Source organism: Streptomyces sp. NPDC111802, from assembly GCF_055634335.1.
The window spans coordinates 202859-218549 of record NZ_JBVKCZ010000003.1; the positions used below are offsets into that span (position 1 = coordinate 202859).

Genomic DNA, 15691 nt, shown 5'->3' on the forward strand with positions numbered 1-15691 from the left:
CACCGCGCCCGGCACCACGGCGACTACGTCAGGAGTCGCCCCGTGCGTGATACGACCGCCGCGTGTGCTCCGTGTGCTCCCGCATCAGCTGCGTGGCCCGCGCCTCGTCCCGTTCGGTGATCGCGGCGATCATCCCCCGGTGCTCGATCCAGGACTGGTGCCCGCGCTGGCGGGCGACCGGGGTGTAGTACCAGCGGACCCGGCGGTCGACCTGGGCGGCCAGCTCGGCGAGGACCGCGTTGCCCGCGAGTTCCATGATCTTCGCGTGGAAGCGGGCGTTGAGGGCGACGGCGCCGTCCACGTCGTCGGCGGCGACGGCCTTCTCGCCCTCCGCGCACAGCTGTTCAAGCGCCTTGATGCCGGCGCTGTCGGCGTGGGCCGCGGCGAGCCGGGCGGCCTCGGCCTCCAGGAGGGTGCGGACGGTGAGGAGCTGGTCGGCCTCCTCCTCCGTCGGCTCGTGCACGAACGCGCCCTGCGCGGGCCGCAGATCGACCCAGCCCTCGGTGTTCAGCCGCTGCAGCGCCTCACGCACCGGCTGGCGCGACACGCCGAGGTGACCTGCCAGTTCGCTCTCGACCAGATGCTGGCCGGGCTGGAGGGCGCGCGTCGTGATGAGTTCGAGCAGCGCCTCGTAGACGCGGTCGCGCAGCGGGCCGGGCCGTTCGAGCTTGGGCACCGCACCCTGCGGTAGTCCTGTCGACAACATCGGTTCCCCTCCTGGGCGAACGCCGGGCGACCGCATCCCGTGGCCGGTCGTCACTGGAAAGCCAGTATCGATTGTCTTTCGTCTACAGTCTACGGCGCACAAAGGCCAGGGAAACGGCGAGTCGGCCACGTCACACCGGCCGAGCGCCCGGACGTCAGGGACAGCGGACGACCTGCCCCGCGTACGACAGGTTCCCGCCGAACCCGAAGAGCAGCACGGGGTCGCCGGTCGAGATCCGCCCCTGCTCCACGAGCTTGGACAGCGCCAGCGGAATGCTCGCCGCCGAGGTGTTCCCGGACTCGGCGACATCCCGCGCGACCACGGCGTTGACCGCGCCGAGCTTGAGGGCGAGGGGCTCGATGATGCGCAGGTTGGCCTGGTGCAGCACGACTCCGGCGAGGTCCTCGGGCGCGAGGCCCGCCTTCTCGCAGGCCCTGCGGGCGATGGCCGGCAACTGCGTCGTCGCCCAGCGGTAGACGCTCTGCCCCTCCTGCGCGAACCGCGCGGGCTGTCCCTCGATCCGCACCGCGTGCCCCATCTCAGGCACCGAACCCCACAGCACCGGCCCGATGCGAGCCTCGTCGGACGCCTCCACCACGGCCGCTCCCGCCCCGTCCCCGACCAGCACACACGTCGTGCGGTCGCTCCAGTCGGTGACGTCGGACATCTTGTCGGCGCCGATCACCAGCGCCCGGGACGCGGCCCCCGCCCGGACGGCGTGGTCGGCCGTGGCCAGGGCGTGGGTGAAGCCGGCGCAGACGACGTTGACGTCCATCGCGGCGGGCGAGGGAATGCCGAGCCGGGCCGCGACCCGGGCGGCCATGTTCGGGGAACGGTCGATGGCGGTGGAGGTGGCGACCAGGACCAGGTCGATGTCGCCGGGCGTGAGGCCCGCCGCCGCGAGCGCCTTGGCCGCGGCATGCGCGGCGAGCTCGTCGACCGGCTCGTCGGGCCCGGCGATGTGCCGCGTGCGGATGCCCACCCGGGTCGTGATCCACTCGTCACTGGTGTCGACCATGCCCGCCAGTTCCTCGTTGGTCAGCACCCTGGCGGGTTGGTAGTGGCCGACGGCGGCGATGCGCGAGCCGTTCATCGATGGTGGTCCCCCTCGGGCCTCGGGTAGCGGGATTCACCAGTCTGATCAGTGACTCACGGGTACGACGGCACGTGATGCCACAGGAATCGGGCGCCCGTGTTGTCAGCTTCAATCAGACCATCGGACGCCCGGACAACTCCCGAACGCCTACCCGGTGAACAGCTGCGTCGCCTTCTGTACGAGTTCGTAGAGCCCGTACGCGAGCGGCGCCCCCACCCACACCCAGGCGAAGGCGATCAGCCCCCGTCGGCTAGGCGGACTGCTGTCGCTGGACATCGGCGGCCTCCTTCTCCTTCGACGCCGGGGCGGGAATGTGATGACGCGGGTGGACGGGCCGGACGAGTTCGTTGGCGACGAAGCCCACCACCAGCAGCCCGATCATGATGATCAGGGACAGCGTGTACAGGGACGAGCCGCTCTTGCCCGCCTCCTCCTGCCGGTCGGCGATCCAGTTCACGATCAGCGGTCCGAGGACACCGGCCGTGGACCAGGCGGTGAGCAGCCGCCCATGGATGGCGCCCACCTGGTAGGTCCCGAACAGGTCCTTCAGATACGCGGGGATCGTCGCGAAGCCGCCGCCGTAGAAGGACAGGATCACCAGCGCGCACAGGATGAACAGCGGCTTCGAGGAGTCGCCGGCCAGTGCGATCAGCCCGTACATCAGCGCGCCCGCACCCAGATAGAGGCGGTAGATGTTCTTGCGGCCGATCAGGTCGGAGGTCGACGACCAGCCGATCCGGCCGGCCATGTTGGCGGCGGACAGCAGGGCGACGAAGCCGGCGGCGGCCGACACCGACACCGGTGTGGAGGTGTTCGAGAAGAAGTCCGTGATCATCGGCGCGGCCTTCTCCAGGATGCCGATGCCGGCGGTCACGTTCATGCAGAGCACGATCCACAGACACCAGAACTGCGGCGTGCGCACGGCGTCGCGGGCGGACACCTGCGGTCCGTCGAAGACGCTGGGCCCGTCGCCGACCGGCTTCTCGGTGCGCGGCACCCGGACCAGCAGCACACCGAGCAGCATGAAGACGGCGTACGACAGCCCGTGCACCAGGAACGCCAGGGCGATCCCGGAGCTGTCGCTGCCGAATGACTCCAGCATCTGCGCGGACCAGGGCGAGGCGATGAGCGCGCCGCCGCCGAAGCCCATGATCGCGATGCCGGTGGCCATGCCCGGCCGGTCGGGGAACCACTTGATCAGGGTGGAGACCGGTGAGATGTAGCCGATGCCGAGGCCGATGCCGCCGACGAAGCCGTAGCCGAGGACGATCAGCCAGTACTGCTCGGTGGCCGCGCCGAGCGCGGAGAGCAGAAAGCCGGACGAGAAGCAGATCAGGGCGACCGTCATCGCCCAGCGCGGGCCGTTGCGCTCCACCAGCGTGCCGCCGAACGCGGCCGACAGGCCGAGCATGACGATGCCGAGCTGGAACGGCAGCGCACTCTGCGTGCCGCTGAGCCCGAGCGCGGACTCGAGCGGAGGCTTGAACACGCTCCACGCGTAGGCCTGGCCGATGGACAGATGGACCGACAGAGCGGCGGGCGGAACCAGCCAGCGGCTCCATCCCGGAGATGCGAGCGGTGGACTCATGATCCCGAACGGTAGGGATGACCAAAGGAGTTGAGAAGGCGGCACGTCGACCGTATGCGGTGAGCGGTATCCAGGAGGCGACGAACGGTCGAACACCGTCCGGAAACCCATGGGGAACGCCGTGCGCGAACCCTTGCTGACCCTCTATCCATACTGTAGACAATATTCAGTCGACGAGATTCGACTCGATCGGGCGTTACTTCCCAGCCACCTCCGCGGTACTCCCTCGACCGAACGGAGCGTTCCGAAGTGAAAGTTGCTGTCCTCGGCGCCGGTGCCATCGGCGCCTACGTCGGAGCCGCGCTGCATCGCGCCGGCGCCGACGTGCACCTGATCGCCCGTGGACCGCATCTCGCGGCCATGAGGCAGCACGGGGTGCGGGTGCTCAGTCCGCGCGGCGACTTCACCGCCCGCGCCCACGCCACCGACGACCCGGCCGAGATCGGCCCGGTCGACTTCGTCTTTCTGGGTCTGAAGGCCAACTCGTACGCGGCGTGCGGGCCGCTGATCAAGCCCCTTCTGCACGACACCACAGCGGTCGTGGCCGCCCAGAACGGCATCCCCTGGTGGTACTTCCACCGGCACGGCGGCCCGCACGACGGCCACCGCGTCGAGAGCGTGGACCCGGGCGGCGCGGTCAGCGCGGTGCTCGCGCCCGAACGGGCCGTCGGCTGTGTGGTCTACGCCGCCACCGAACTCGAAGCCCCGGGAGTCGTACGGCACTTGGAAGGCACCCGGTTCTCCATCGGCGAACCCGACCGCAGCCTGTCCAAGCGCTGTCTGGACCTCAGCGAGGCCATGATCGCGGGCGGGCTCAAGTGCCCGGTCGAAACCGACCTGCGCAACGACATCTGGCTCAAGCTGCTCGGCAACATCTCCTTCAACCCGATCAGCGCGCTGGCCCGCGCCACCATGCGGCAGATGTGCCTGCACGGCGGGACCCGCAAGGTCATCGAGACCATGATGACCGAGACGCTCGCGGTCGCCGAGGCCCTCGGCTGCGAGGTCGGTGTCTCCATCGAGCGCCGGCTCGCGGGCGCCGAGCGGGTCGGCGACCACCGCACCTCCACGCTCCAGGACCTGGAGCGCGGCAAGCCGCTCGAACTCGACGTACTCCTCGCGGCGGTCGTCGAGTTGGCGGAGATCACCGGCGTGTCGGTGCCCACCCTGCGCACCGTGCACGCCATCTCGGACCTGCTCGCACTGAGGAGCGCCGCATGAGGAGCGTCGTATGAGGAAACGGCAACCGAAGACCTACACCCGGCTGACGCATCCGCTCGTACGGGACTCCCGCGATGAGCCGTTCCGGCAGGCGACCTGGGAGGAGGCACTGGACCGGGCGGCCCGGGGCATCGAACGCAATCGCGGCGCCTTCGGCATGTTCAGCTGCGCCCGCGCGACCAACGAGATGAACTACGTGGCGCAGAAGTTCGCCCGCGTCGTCATGGGCACCAACAACGTCGACTCCTGCAACCGGACGTGTCACGCGCCGAGCGTCGCCGGACTCTCGGCGGCCTTCGGATCGGGCGGGGGCACCTCCTCGTACGAGGAGATCGAGCACACCGACGTCATCGTGATGTGGGGCTCCAACGCCCGCTTCGCGCACCCGATCTTCTTCCAGCACGTACTGAAGGGGATCAGGAACGGCGCCCGCATGTACGCCGTCGACCCGCGCCGCACCTCCACCGCCGAGTGGGCGGAGAGCTGGATGGGGCTGAACGTCGGCACCGACATCCCGATGGCGCACGCCATCGGCCGCGAGATCATCCACGCGGGACTCGCGAACGAGGCGTTCATCGAGCGGGCGACCAGCGGCTTCGAGGAGTACAAGGCGCTCGTCGAGCCGTGGACGCTGTCGCTCGCCGAGAAGGTGACGGGTGTACCGGCCGCCGCCATAAGGGAGTTGGCGCACGCCTACGCCCGCGCCGAACGCGCCCAGCTGTGCTGGACCCTCGGCATCACCGAGCACCACAACGGCACCGACAACGTCCGCGCGCTGATCAACCTCTCCCTGCTGACCGGGCATGTCGGCCGCTACGGCAGCGGGCTCCAGCCCCTGCGCGGCCAGAACAACGTCCAGGGCGGCGGCGACATGGGCGCGATCCCCAACCGCCTGCCCGGTTTCCAGGACATCCTCGACCCCGACACCCGCCTGAAGTTCGAGTCCGCCTGGGACACGGTGATCCAGCCCCACTACGGCCTCACCCTCACCGAGATGTTCGAGGCGATGGAGGAGGGCGAGCTCAAGGCCGTCTACTGCATCGGCGAGAACCCGGCGCAGTCGGAGGCGGACAGCGAACAGGCCGTACGGCGGATGCGGCAGCTGGACTTCCTCGTCGTCCAGGACATCTTCCTGACGAAGACGGCCGAGCTGGCGGACGTCGTCCTCCCCGCGACCGCCGGGTGGGCGGAGACCGACGGCACGACCACCAACAGCGAGCGGCGCGTTCAACGGGTCCGGCGGGCGGTCACCCCGCCCGGCGAGGCCCGCGAGGACATCGACATCATCTGCGAACTGGCGGCGCGACTCGGCCACGACTGGAAGTACGCCGACGCCGAGGCGGTCTGGAACGAACTGCGCTCGGTCTCCCCGGACCACTACGGGATGACGTACGAACGACTGGAGCACCACCAGGGCATCCAGTGGCCGTGCCCGACCACCGACCGGCTCGAACCGACCTATCTGCACGGCCGGTTGTGGGAGAAGGACCCGGCGGAGCGCGGGATGCCGGCGCCGTTCGGTCTTGTCCAGCACGATCCGCCGGTCGACCTCACCGACGAGGAGTACCCGGTCCGGCTCACCACCGGGCGGCGGCTCGACTCGTACAACACCGGTGTGCAGACCGGGAGTTTCGCCTCCCCGCTGCGGCGCGGCGAGTTCGTCGAGATCAGCCCGGAGGACGCCGAGCGGTACGGGGTCGTCGTCGGTGAGGAGGTCCAGGTGACCTCGCGGCGCGGTTCGGTCGTCGCGCCGGTGTGGGTCGACACCGCGCTGCGGCCCGGCCTCGCCTTCATGACCATGCACTTTCCCGACGAGGTGGACACCAACCAGCTGACGATCGAGGCGAACTGCCCGATCGCGGGGACGGCCGAGTTCAAGGCATCGGCGATCCGGATCGAGAAGCTCCCCGTCGCGACCATCGTGAGGTGACGTAAGTGGACCTGCACTTCGGCGACAGCAAACCGACGGACGACGAACGGGCCGCCGTCGACGCCCTGCTCGGACCTCCGGAGTCCTCCTGGGAGGGCGCCGACCGTTCCGACGCCGACCTCAGGTGGGCCAGGGGCGGCCGCGAGGCCCGGGACCGCCGCGACCTGCTGTTGCCGGGGCTGCACGCGATCAACGACCGGATCGGCTGGATCAGCGAGGGCGCCCTCGACTACCTCTGCCGACGGCTGACGGTGCCGCCGGCGGAGGCGTACGGCGTCGCCACCTTCTACGCCATGTTCTCGGTCAAGCCCCGCCCCGCCACCGTGCTCCACGTCTGCACGGACCTCGCGTGCGCGGCCGCCGGGGCGAGCGAGCTGTGCGCCGGGATCGAGGCACGGCTCGGACTCGCAAGCGGGGTGAGCGTGCAGCGCAGCCCTTGTCTGGGCCTGTGCGAACGCGCCCCGGCGGCGCTCGCGATCAAGGCGGGGGATCCGGTGCGTACGGCGGTCTCGGCACCGGCGACCGTGCACGACGCCGTCCTCGCCGCGAGCGCCCCGGACTCGGCGCCGCAGGAGCCGCCGGCGGCGATGGCGGTACCTCAGGCCGGAGATCCCGCACTGTCCCTCCTGCGCCGCGTCGGGGTCGTCGACCCCTCGTCGCTGGACGACTACCGCGCCCACGGCGGCTACACCGCACTGCGCCGGGCCTTCGAGCTCGGTCCCGCCGGAGTCATCCGCGAGGTCACCGACTCCGGCCTGGTCGGGCGCGGCGGCGCCGCCTTCCCCACCGGCCGCAAATGGCAGGCCACGGCGTCGCAGCCCGACCATCCGCACTACCTCGTCTGCAACGCCGACGAATCGGAGCCGGGCACCTTCAAGGACCGCGTGATCATGGAGGGCGACCCGTACGCGCTGGTCGAGGCGATGACCATCGCGGCGTACGCGACGGGCGCGCACCAGGGCTATCTGTATCTGCGCGGCGAGTACCCACGCGCCCTGCACCGCCTGGAGCACGCGATCGCGCAGGCACGCGCGCGTGGCTTCCTCGGCGACGACGTCCTCGGCCAGGGCTACGCCTTCGACATCGAGATCCGCCGGGGCGCGGGCGCCTACATCTGCGGCGAGGAGACGGCGCTCTTCAACTCCATCGAGGGCTATCGGGGCGAGCCCCGCTCGAAACCGCCGTTCCCGGTGGAGAAGGGCCTGTTCGGCAGGCCCACGGTCGAGAACAACGTGGAGACGCTGGTCAACGTACTGCCGATCCTGACCATGGGCGCACCGGCGTACGCGGCGATCGGCACGGCGAAGTCCACCGGGCCGAAGCTGTTCTGTGTGTCGGGGAGCGTGGCGCGGCCGGGCATCTACGAGCTTCCGTTCGGCGCGACGCTCGGCGAGCTGCTGGAGCTGGCCGGGGTGCGCGAGGGACTGCGGGCGGTGCTGCTGGGCGGCGCCGCGGGCGGCTTCGTTCGGGCCGACGAGCTGGACATCCCGCTCACCTTCGAGGGCACGCGGGAGGCGGGCACGACGCTCGGCTCCGGCGTGGTCATGGCCTTCGACGACACCGTCCCGCTGCCCCGGCTGCTGCTGCGCATCGCCGAGTTCTTCCGCGACGAGTCGTGCGGACAGTGCGTGCCGTGCAGGGTCGGGACCGTCCGGCAGGAGGAGGCGCTGCACCGGATCGCCGAGCGCACCGGCGCGGCGGCCGCCGATGACATCGCCCTGCTCAGGGAGGTCGGCCGCGCGATGCGGGACGCCTCGATCTGCGGTCTGGGGCAGACCGCGTGGAACGCCGTGGAATCCGCCATCGACCGACTGGGGGCCTACGAATGACTGCGATACCGCTGGGTGTGCCGCGCAGGCTGGTGGAGTTCACCATCGACGGGCAGGAGGCCAGGGTCCCCGAGGGCTCGACCATCCTCGACGCCTGCCGGGCGGCCGGGAAGGACGTCCCGACCCTGTGCGAAGGGGACACCCTGAGGCCCAAGAACGCCTGCCGGGTGTGTGTCGTCGAGGTCGAGGGGGCGCGGACCCTCGTCCCGGCCTGTTCACGCAAGGCCGAGGCCGGCATGGAGGTGCGGACCGACACCGAGCGGGCCCGGCACAGTCGCAAGATCGTGCTGGAGCTGCTCGCCTCCTCGGTGGATCTGTCGACGACCCCGCAGGTCGCCAGCTGGATCAAGGAGTACGAGGCGAAGCCGGACCGTTTCGGCGCGGACGCGGCACGACTCAACGAGGAGCCGAAGGTCGACAACGAGCTGTACGTCCGGGACTACGACAAGTGCATCCTCTGTTACAAGTGCGTGGACGCGTGCGGGGACCAGTGGCAGAACAGCTTCGCGATCTCCGTGGCCGGACGTGGGTTCGACGCGCGGATCGCGGTCGAGCACGACGCGCCGCTGACCGATTCGGCGTGCGTGTACTGCGGGAACTGCATCGAGGTGTGCCCGACGGGGGCCCTGTCCTTCAAGTCCGAGTTCGACATGCGGGCGGCGGGTACCTGGGACGAGTCGCAGCAGACCGAGACGACCACCGTGTGCGCGTACTGCGGTGTGGGCTGCAACCTCACCCTCCACGTGCAGGACAATGAGATCGTGAAGGTCACCTCGCCGCACGACAATCCGGTGACCCACGGCAACCTGTGCATCAAGGGCCGCTTCGGCTACCAGCACGTACAGAACCGGGACTGAGGCACGGACGGGATCGCAGCATGGGACGAGTTACGGAACGACGCAAGGTGATCCGGATCCGGGACGGGGCGGTCTCCACCCGGCCGGACACGCTCGTCGCCGAGGAACCTCTGGAGATCCGGCTCAACGGCAAGCCGCTCGCGGTCACGATGCGCACCCCGGGTGACGACTTCGCGCTCGCGGCCGGGTTCCTGGTGAGCGAGGGGGTGCTCGCGGAAGAGGGTGATCTCCAGAACATCGTGTACTGCGCGGGCGCCACGGCGGACGGGTCGAACACCTACAACGTGGTGGACGTACGGACCGCGCCCGGGGTGGCCATCCCCGACATCACCCTCGAACGGAACGTGTACACCACGTCGTCCTGCGGGCTGTGCGGCAAGGCGTCGCTGGACGCCGTCCGTACGACGGCCCGCTGGCCGATCGCCGACACTCCCCCGGTCCGGGTCGACCCCGAACTGCTCGCCGGCCTCCCCGACCGGCTGCGCGAGGCCCAGCGGGTGTTCGACCGGACCGGGGGCCTGCACGCGGCCGCCCTCTTCACCGAGGACGGCGAGCTGCTGGACATACGGGAGGACGTGGGCCGGCACAACGCGGTCGACAAGCTGGTCGGGCGCGCCCTGCAGAACGGGAACCTGCCCCTGTCCCGGGTGATCCTGCTGGTCTCCGGGCGGGCCAGCTTCGAGCTGGCGCAGAAGGCCGTGATGGCCGGGATTCCGGTGCTCGCGGCGGTCTCGGCGCCCTCGTCGCTCGCGGTGGATCTGGCCGCGGAGACGGGACTGACGCTGGTGGGCTTCCTGCGGGGCACCTCCATGAACGTGTACGCGGGCGAACACCGGCTGGCCCTGCGGACCGCGGCCGCCCAGGCCTGACAGGCTCCCCGCGACACGGCGGCGGGGCCCCGTAGCGGCGGGGAGCGCCCCCTGCGCCGTACAGGGGCCCCGTCTCAGCCCGAGGACCGTGCCGACCTTGCCGACCGGGCCGCCCCGACGAAGGCCGCGATCAGCGGTGAGCGTCGGCTCGCGTCCCAGGCGAGCAGCACTTCGCCGGGCTCGGCGTCGGTGACGGGCACGTAGGTGATGTCCGGGCGGCTACAGCACCGGCTCGGTCGTCGTGGTGGACGGCGGCGGAACGCTCGTCTGAGTCCCGACCTCGGGTCCGGGCCCCCCGGCGCTCACGCCACGAACCGCACCTCCTCCGCCGCCGTCACCACCGTGCCCAGCCGCGGAAAGTCCAGCCGTACCGACGCCTCGTGCTCGGCGGCCGTGAACGCGGCCATCGCGTCCTCGACGAAGACGAGGTCGTAGCCGAGGTCGGCGGCCGCGCGGGCGGTGGACTCGACGCCCAGGTTGGTGGCGATGCCGCCGAACACGACGGTGGTGATGCCCCGTTCACGGAGGCGGTCGTGCAGGCCCGTGCCCTGGAAGCCACCGATCGTCCGCTTCACGATCTCGATGTCGCCGTTCTTGAGCAGGCCCGGCACGAGGTCGCTGCCGGGCGGTTGCTCGGCGACGCCGGGGCGTTCGACACGGACGAGGACGACGGTCGCGCCCGAGGAGCGGAAGGATGTCGCCAACTCCTCGCACCTCGTGAGGAGTTCGGTGCCCTTTCGGGGTTCCAGGGGCAGCGCGACGATACGGTCCATCAGGTCGACCAGCACGAGGGCGGTACGTGCGGGGTCGAGCGCTAGGGGTGCGGTCATGACGGAACGTTATCCGTCATGAGCCCTGTGTACCGGAAATCCGGATCAACAGGTCCATGAATCGGTCGCGTTCGGCCGGCGAGAGCGGCGCGAGAGGCGCGCCGTTGGCCTCGCGGGGCGGTCGTGGGTGCCGTGTCCGATCCGGGCAAGGCCGGCTTCGTGCGCCCCCTCGGGGCCGACGAGGTGGTGACGTGCCGAGAGGGGATCCCGTCGACGGCGGCGACACGCTGACGCGCGACCTCGCGTCGCTCACGCCCGGCGGGCGACTCGTGGCATACAGTTCGGGCGGCGGGATAATTCCGGCATATGACCTTCACGGTGAGTTCGCGCTGGAGGAGGCGGCCGAGGCGCATGCGGCTGTCGAGTCACGGGTCAGCCGAGGGAAAGTAGTACTCCATCCGTGATGTGACACGTGCACGGTTCTTGTGATGTGTGCGATAGCCCAACTAACGTCTGTGATGCGCACTTTGGACGTGGGATGTCCGAATGTTCGGATGCCTGGACGCTGACCAGACGATGAAGGGCGGGCCGCACCATGCCGTCAAGAGTTCGCGCACGTCTCAGAGCTGCCCTGGTCGCGGCCGTCGCCATCTCGGCGACGGCCGCGACGTTAGGTGCCGCCGAGTCCCAACCGGCCACGACAGTCCCGTCGTTCGAGCAACAGATTCTGTTCAAGGCGTCCCAGGATCCCGGGTACGCCTGCTTCCGCATCCCCGCGATCGTGAAGACCAAGGACGGCACACTGCTCGCGTTCGCCGAGGGACGGGTGCTCAACTGCGGCGACGCCGCTGACATCGATATCGTGCTCAAGCGGTCGACGGACGGGGGCAGCACCTGGGGACCGCTCCAGGTCGTCAACGAGGGCGACGGCGACACACACGGCAACCCGGCACCGATCGTGGACCGGGAGACCGGCCGCATCCTGCTGGCCGAGACGTACAACACGGGCCGTACGGACAGCGGCAGTTGCTCGGTTCCCTGTGATCGCCACCCCCATCTGCAGTACAGCGACGACGACGGGCGGACCTGGTCCGAGCCACGCGATCTGAGCGACCGGATACTGCCCGCGAACTGGAACTCCTGGTACGCCACCGGCCCGGTGCACGGCATCCAGCTCACCAAGGGCAAGCACGCCGGGCGGCTGGTCTTCGGCGTCAACACCGAGACCTGGGACGGCAGTCGGGTCTCCGCCAACCACGCGGCCCTCATCGTCAGCGACGACGGCGGCGACAACTGGAGGATCGGCGCCACCGACACCTGGCCCATCTCCGCGGCCGACGGCACCTTCCGGCAGAAGCCGTCCGAGGTGACCCTCACCGAGCGTACGGACGGCAAGATCCTCATCAGCGCCCGGGAACAGGACGGCACCGACCTCGGGCACCGCAGCCAGACGTACAGCAGCGACGGCGGCGACAGCTTCACCGGGCCGTTCGACGACATGCCGGACCTCTACACGCCCCAAGTCCAGGGCGCCACACTGCGGTTGGGCAATCGCATACTGCTGTCGGCCCCGGGCGACCCGGACCGCCGCCGGACCATGATGATCCGCAGCTCCTACGACGGCGGCGACACCTGGGACAGCGCGGACCGCGGCAAGGTCGTCACCACGGACTGGTCGGGATACTCCGACATGGTCGACATCGACGCGTCCACGGTGGGTCTGATGTACGAGGGCGGCAAGGTCGACGCGCGGGACGAGATCCGTTTCGCGCGGTTCAACGAGGACTGGCTCGGGGCCCGGCGCGGCCCTGATCCGACCACCGCGGACCTCGCCATCGGAGCACCCCGTGCGACCGTCCTGGGCGGCGCCGGGACGACGGACGGCGTGCTCGGCAAGGCCCTGGAGTTCGACGGCCGCGACGACGCCGTACGGCTGCCGTACCGGGCCGGCCTCCCGCTCGGGACGGGTGAGTTCACGGTGTCGCTGTTCTTCCGTTACTCCGCCGCATCCGGCGAGCAGCCGTTCCTGTGGATGGGCGGGATCGGCAGCACCCAGCCCCAGGTCTGGCTGCGCGGGGAGCCCGACAACGACCGGGTGCGCGCCCTGATCACCACCCGGGAGGGGTTCGGGACCGTGCACACCTCCTCCGTGTGGGCCGGCGATGCCGCCAATGACGGCGAGTGGCACCATCTGGCGCTGCGGCGCGGCGGCGGCCGGCTGACGCTCTTCCTCGACGGCCGGGCGATCAGCACCACGGACGTGCCCGGTTCGGTCAGCCGCAACTCGCCGTTCGGTGTGCATGTCGGCCAGCGCATGGACAGCAGGGCCTTCCTCACCGGCACGATCGACGACGTCCGGGTGTGGAGCCGGGCGCTCGGCGACGAGGAGCTCAGCGCCTCCGCGGCACAGGCCGGCACCCGCAAGAAGGTGAACACCCGCGACACCGTGCTGTGGCTGCCCATGGACCAAGTGGGCTGAGGCCACTAACGTCCCGGGCGTGCCCGACGACGCACGAGCACGGCAGCGCACGGGAACCGGCCTCGGACTCCTGCTGGCCCTGGTTCTCGCGGCCGTGCTGCTCACCGCCCTCCCGGACGACGGCGAACGGGAGGGCGGTGGCGCGTGCACGGCGCACTCGGTCGCGTCCTGGTCGGCCGACGAGGACCTGACCGCCGAGTTCGCCCGCTACGGCGACGACCCCGCCCGCACCGACGACTGGACCGGCGGCGACGGGACGCACTCGGTGCGGCTGCCGGACGGGCGGGTGCTGTGGCTGTTCTCGGACACCTATCTCGGGCGGGTGCACCCCCCGCCGAACCCATTCGGCGAGTCGTCCACCTGGCGGGAGGCGAGCGCTCCGCTGGTGCGCAACTCGGCGGTCGTCATGCGCGACGGACGCCTGGAGCGCACGCTTTCCGCCCCGCTCTTCCCCGATCCCGCCCCGAACCAGTGGCGCTGGCCGGTCGCGGCCCGCGTCGAGCCCCGCTCCCCCGGATCCTCGGAACAGGTGCTGCGGGTGCTGCTGTGGGTGCGCACGGCCGGGCAGTCACCCTGGATCTACGGTCTGCCGACCGCCACCGAGGTGGCCACGCTCTCGCTGCCCGAGCTGCGGGTCGAGTCGGTCACCAGGGTCCTCGACCAGCAACTGGTGCCGGATGCCTCGCGGCGGGTGCTGTTCGGGACGACGCTCGTCGAGGAGGGCGGCTGGACGTACGTCTTCGGGGGCGACGACGGTCAGGCCGCGTCCCGGCCCGTCTCACACGCCTACGTCGCCCGCGCGCCGGAAGGCCGGCTCGCCGAGCCGGGGGCCTGGCAGTACTGGAACGGTTCCGCGTGGGGGAAGGCGGGTGCGCGGCCGCGTGCCGTGCTGGGGGACGGGCAGCGCTCGGGAGTGGGCAGCGCGTTCTCGGTGGTGCGGGTGCGGGGGACGTACGTGCTGTTCACGATGGCCGCCGGGGCCAAGGGGCTGACGACCGTGACGTCGTACTGGGCCTGCTCCCCTGTCGGGCCCTGGCGCGGGCCGACGAAGGACTTCGCCCCGCCGCTGCCGCCGGGCGGCCAGGTCGCCGCCTACAACCCGCAGGCGCACCCCGAGCTGAGCGGCGACGGACGTCTGGTGCTGAGCTACGACGTCAACTGGCTGGACACCGGCGGCGCGGCGGCGCAGCTCAGCCGGAACGTGTCCCTGTACCGACCGCGGTTCGTGACGCTGCGGGCGGCGCCGACACGGTGACCGTCTCCTGGGCGTCATGGGCGCGCCGCTTGGCGATGACCGCGCACACCATCAGCTGCATCTGGTGGAAGAGCATGAGCGGGAGTACGGCCAGTGAGGCGTGCGCGCCGAACAGGACGCTCGCCATGGGCAGCCCGGCGGCGAGGGACTTCTTCGAGCCGGCGAACTGGATCGCGATGCGGTCCCCGCGGTTGAAGCGCAGGGCCTTCGCGCCGTACCAGGTCAGGGCGAGCATCACGGCCAGCAGCACCGCCTCGACGGCGAGCAGGCCGCCGAGCCGGAGCGGGCTCACCTGGTGCCAGACGCCCTGGACCATGCCCTCGCTGAACGCGGTGTAGACGACCAGCAGGATCGAGCCGCGGTCGACGAGTCCGAGGACCTTCTTGTGCCGGGCGACGAAGCCTCCGATCCAGCGGCGCAGCAGCTGCCCGGCGATGAACGGCACCAGCAGTTGAAGCACGATCTTCAGCAGCGAGTCGGCGGAGAAGCCGCCCCCGCTGCCGCCGAGCACGGCCGCCGCGAGCAGCGGGGTCATCACGATGCCGACCAGCGAGGAGAAGGAGCCCGCGCAGATCGCGGCGGGCACGTTGCCGCGGGCCATCGAGGTGAAGGCGATCGACGACTGGATGGTCGACGGGACGAGGGTGAGGAAGAGCAGCCCCTGGTAGAGGGGGTTCGTCAGGATCACCGGGACGAGACCGCGGGCGGCAAGGCCGAGCAGCGGGAAGACGACGAAGGTGCAGACGAGGACGGTGACATGGAGCCGCCAGTGCTTCAGCCCGTCCAGCGCCTCACGGGTGGACAGCCGGGCGCCGTAGAGGAAGAACAGGAAGGCGATGGCGGCCGTGGAGGCGCCGGACGCCACATCGGCGGCCGCCCCGCGCGCCGGGAACAGGGCCGCGAGCCCGACCGTCCCGAGCAGCAGCAGGATGTACGGGTCGATCGGCATCCAACGCGGCCATCGCAGGCGTTTCACTGTGCTCCACTACTTCGCTGTCGCTTCGCTGAACTTCCGGCTCCGGGCACGGACGTGCCCTCCCCATCGTCCTCCGGCGGTCAGCGATCGGGAATCCCGCATACCACTCTGACTG

14 protein-coding genes and 2 pseudogenes are annotated in these 15691 nt (G+C 70.5%); 8 read left to right on the forward strand and 8 right to left on the reverse strand.

From position 1 onward, the window contains the following. Positions 1–28: 28 nt before the first annotated feature. The 4 genes from ACZ7NC_RS04190 to ACZ7NC_RS04205 all read right to left on the reverse strand — a co-directional run bounded on the left by ACZ7NC_RS04190 (position 29) and on the right by ACZ7NC_RS04205 (position 3390). Entirely contained in the window at positions 29–706 is a 678-nt protein-coding gene (locus ACZ7NC_RS04190) for a GntR family transcriptional regulator (RefSeq protein ID WP_471484713.1), read from the reverse strand. Positions 707–860: 154 nt separating this feature from the next. Then, a complete protein-coding gene (locus ACZ7NC_RS04195) occupies positions 861–1799 on the reverse strand; it encodes a beta-ketoacyl-ACP synthase III (protein ID WP_471484715.1) in 939 nt (312 codons plus the stop codon). 150 nt (positions 1800–1949) lie between these two features. After that, complete coding sequence (locus ACZ7NC_RS04200) at positions 1950–2078, reverse strand: MFS transporter small subunit (protein ID WP_383401126.1); 129 nt, start codon at positions 2076–2078, stop codon at positions 1950–1952. Beyond that, complete coding sequence (locus tag ACZ7NC_RS04205; RefSeq protein ID WP_471484716.1) at positions 2053–3390, reverse strand: OFA family MFS transporter; 1338 nt, start codon at positions 3388–3390, stop codon at positions 2053–2055. Before ACZ7NC_RS04205 ends, ACZ7NC_RS04200 begins: the two co-directional genes overlap by 26 nt. Before the next feature lie 249 nt (positions 3391–3639). On the opposite strand from ACZ7NC_RS04205, the gene ACZ7NC_RS04210 reads away from it, so the two are divergent. Genes ACZ7NC_RS04210 through fdhD form a run of 5 tightly spaced genes read left to right on the forward strand, consistent with a single transcriptional unit; the run spans position 3640 to position 10096 of the window. Further along, positions 3640–4611, forward strand: coding sequence for a 2-dehydropantoate 2-reductase (locus ACZ7NC_RS04210; RefSeq protein WP_471484717.1), 972 nt, complete (start codon positions 3640–3642; stop codon positions 4609–4611). A gap of 10 nt (positions 4612–4621) precedes the next feature. Then, a complete protein-coding gene (locus ACZ7NC_RS04215) occupies positions 4622–6541 on the forward strand; it encodes a molybdopterin oxidoreductase family protein (protein ID WP_471484719.1) in 1920 nt (639 codons plus the stop codon). Between the two features lie 5 nt (positions 6542–6546). Next, positions 6547–8370 carry an NAD(P)H-dependent oxidoreductase subunit E gene (locus ACZ7NC_RS04220; RefSeq protein WP_471484720.1) on the forward strand — a complete coding sequence of 608 codons (1824 nt, stop codon included), beginning with the start codon at positions 6547–6549 and terminating at the stop codon, positions 8368–8370. Further along, positions 8367–9227, forward strand: a complete 861-nt coding sequence (locus tag ACZ7NC_RS04225) for a 2Fe-2S iron-sulfur cluster-binding protein (RefSeq protein WP_471484722.1) — start codon at positions 8367–8369, stop codon at positions 9225–9227. The genes ACZ7NC_RS04220 and ACZ7NC_RS04225 overlap by 4 nt, the downstream gene beginning before the upstream one ends. A gap of 20 nt (positions 9228–9247) precedes the next feature. Beyond that, complete coding sequence (fdhD, locus tag ACZ7NC_RS04230) at positions 9248–10096, forward strand: formate dehydrogenase accessory sulfurtransferase FdhD (RefSeq protein WP_471484724.1); 849 nt, start codon at positions 9248–9250, stop codon at positions 10094–10096. A 74-nt stretch (positions 10097–10170) separates the two neighbouring features. Here fdhD and ACZ7NC_RS04235 read toward each other — a convergent pair whose 3' ends face one another. The 3 genes and pseudogenes from ACZ7NC_RS04235 to ACZ7NC_RS04245 form a co-directional block, all read right to left on the reverse strand. Further along, positions 10171–10296, reverse strand: a complete 126-nt coding sequence (locus ACZ7NC_RS04235; protein ID WP_471484726.1) for a hypothetical protein — start codon at positions 10294–10296, stop codon at positions 10171–10173. Positions 10297–10398: 102 nt separating this feature from the next. After that, the gene (locus ACZ7NC_RS04240; RefSeq protein WP_471484728.1) at positions 10399–10926 is read right to left on the reverse strand and encodes an isochorismatase family protein; all 528 of its coding nucleotides are present in this window, start codon (positions 10924–10926) and stop codon (positions 10399–10401) included. Positions 10927–10942: 16 nt separating this feature from the next. Next, positions 10943–11044 (reverse strand): annotated as a pseudogene (locus ACZ7NC_RS04245) (MarR family transcriptional regulator); the annotation flags it as partial. Between ACZ7NC_RS04245 and ACZ7NC_RS04250 the strand changes: the two are divergent. The 3 genes and pseudogenes from ACZ7NC_RS04250 to ACZ7NC_RS04260 all read left to right on the forward strand — a co-directional run. Further along, positions 11011–11330 (forward strand): annotated as a pseudogene (locus ACZ7NC_RS04250) (quinone oxidoreductase family protein); the annotation flags it as partial. The pseudogenes ACZ7NC_RS04245 and ACZ7NC_RS04250 overlap by 34 nt on opposite strands. A 131-nt stretch (positions 11331–11461) precedes the next feature. Beyond that, complete coding sequence (locus ACZ7NC_RS04255; RefSeq protein WP_471484730.1) at positions 11462–13345, forward strand: exo-alpha-sialidase; 1884 nt, start codon at positions 11462–11464, stop codon at positions 13343–13345. A 19-nt stretch (positions 13346–13364) separates the two neighbouring features. After that, on the forward strand, positions 13365–14600 hold the full coding sequence (locus tag ACZ7NC_RS04260) for a DUF4185 domain-containing protein (RefSeq protein WP_471484732.1): 1236 nt from the start codon (positions 13365–13367) through the stop codon (positions 14598–14600). On the opposite strand, the gene ACZ7NC_RS04265 is transcribed toward ACZ7NC_RS04260, so the two are convergent. Further along, the gene (locus ACZ7NC_RS04265; protein ID WP_471484734.1) at positions 14536–15549 is read right to left on the reverse strand and encodes a bile acid:sodium symporter family protein; all 1014 of its coding nucleotides are present in this window, start codon (positions 15547–15549) and stop codon (positions 14536–14538) included. The two genes, ACZ7NC_RS04260 and ACZ7NC_RS04265, sit on opposite strands and share 65 nt — an antisense overlap. Positions 15550–15691 lie beyond the last annotated feature (142 nt).

Bases quoted from the DNA above. Each gene is read 5' to 3' on its own strand.
- ACZ7NC_RS04195 (WP_471484715.1), bottom strand. From the start codon at position 1,799: ATGAACGGCTCGCGCATCGCCGCCGTCGGCCACTACCAACCCGCCAGG.
- fdhD (WP_471484724.1), top strand. From the start codon at position 9,248: ATGGGACGAGTTACGGAACGACGCAAGGTGATCCGGATCCGGGACGGG.
- ACZ7NC_RS04225 (WP_471484722.1), top strand. From the start codon at position 8,367: ATGACTGCGATACCGCTGGGTGTGCCGCGCAGGCTGGTGGAGTTCACC.
- ACZ7NC_RS04190 (WP_471484713.1), bottom strand. From the start codon at position 706: ATGTTGTCGACAGGACTACCGCAGGGTGCGGTGCCCAAGCTCGAACGG.
- ACZ7NC_RS04205 (WP_471484716.1), bottom strand. From the start codon at position 3,390: ATGAGTCCACCGCTCGCATCTCCGGGATGGAGCCGCTGGCTGGTTCCG.
- ACZ7NC_RS04240 (WP_471484728.1), bottom strand. From the start codon at position 10,926: ATGACCGCACCCCTAGCGCTCGACCCCGCACGTACCGCCCTCGTGCTG.
- ACZ7NC_RS04215 (WP_471484719.1), top strand. From the start codon at position 4,622: ATGAGGAAACGGCAACCGAAGACCTACACCCGGCTGACGCATCCGCTC.
- ACZ7NC_RS04200 (WP_383401126.1), bottom strand. From the start codon at position 2,078: ATGTCCAGCGACAGCAGTCCGCCTAGCCGACGGGGGCTGATCGCCTTC.
- ACZ7NC_RS04265 (WP_471484734.1), bottom strand. From the start codon at position 15,549: ATGCCGATCGACCCGTACATCCTGCTGCTGCTCGGGACGGTCGGGCTC.
- ACZ7NC_RS04255 (WP_471484730.1), top strand. From the start codon at position 11,462: ATGCCGTCAAGAGTTCGCGCACGTCTCAGAGCTGCCCTGGTCGCGGCC.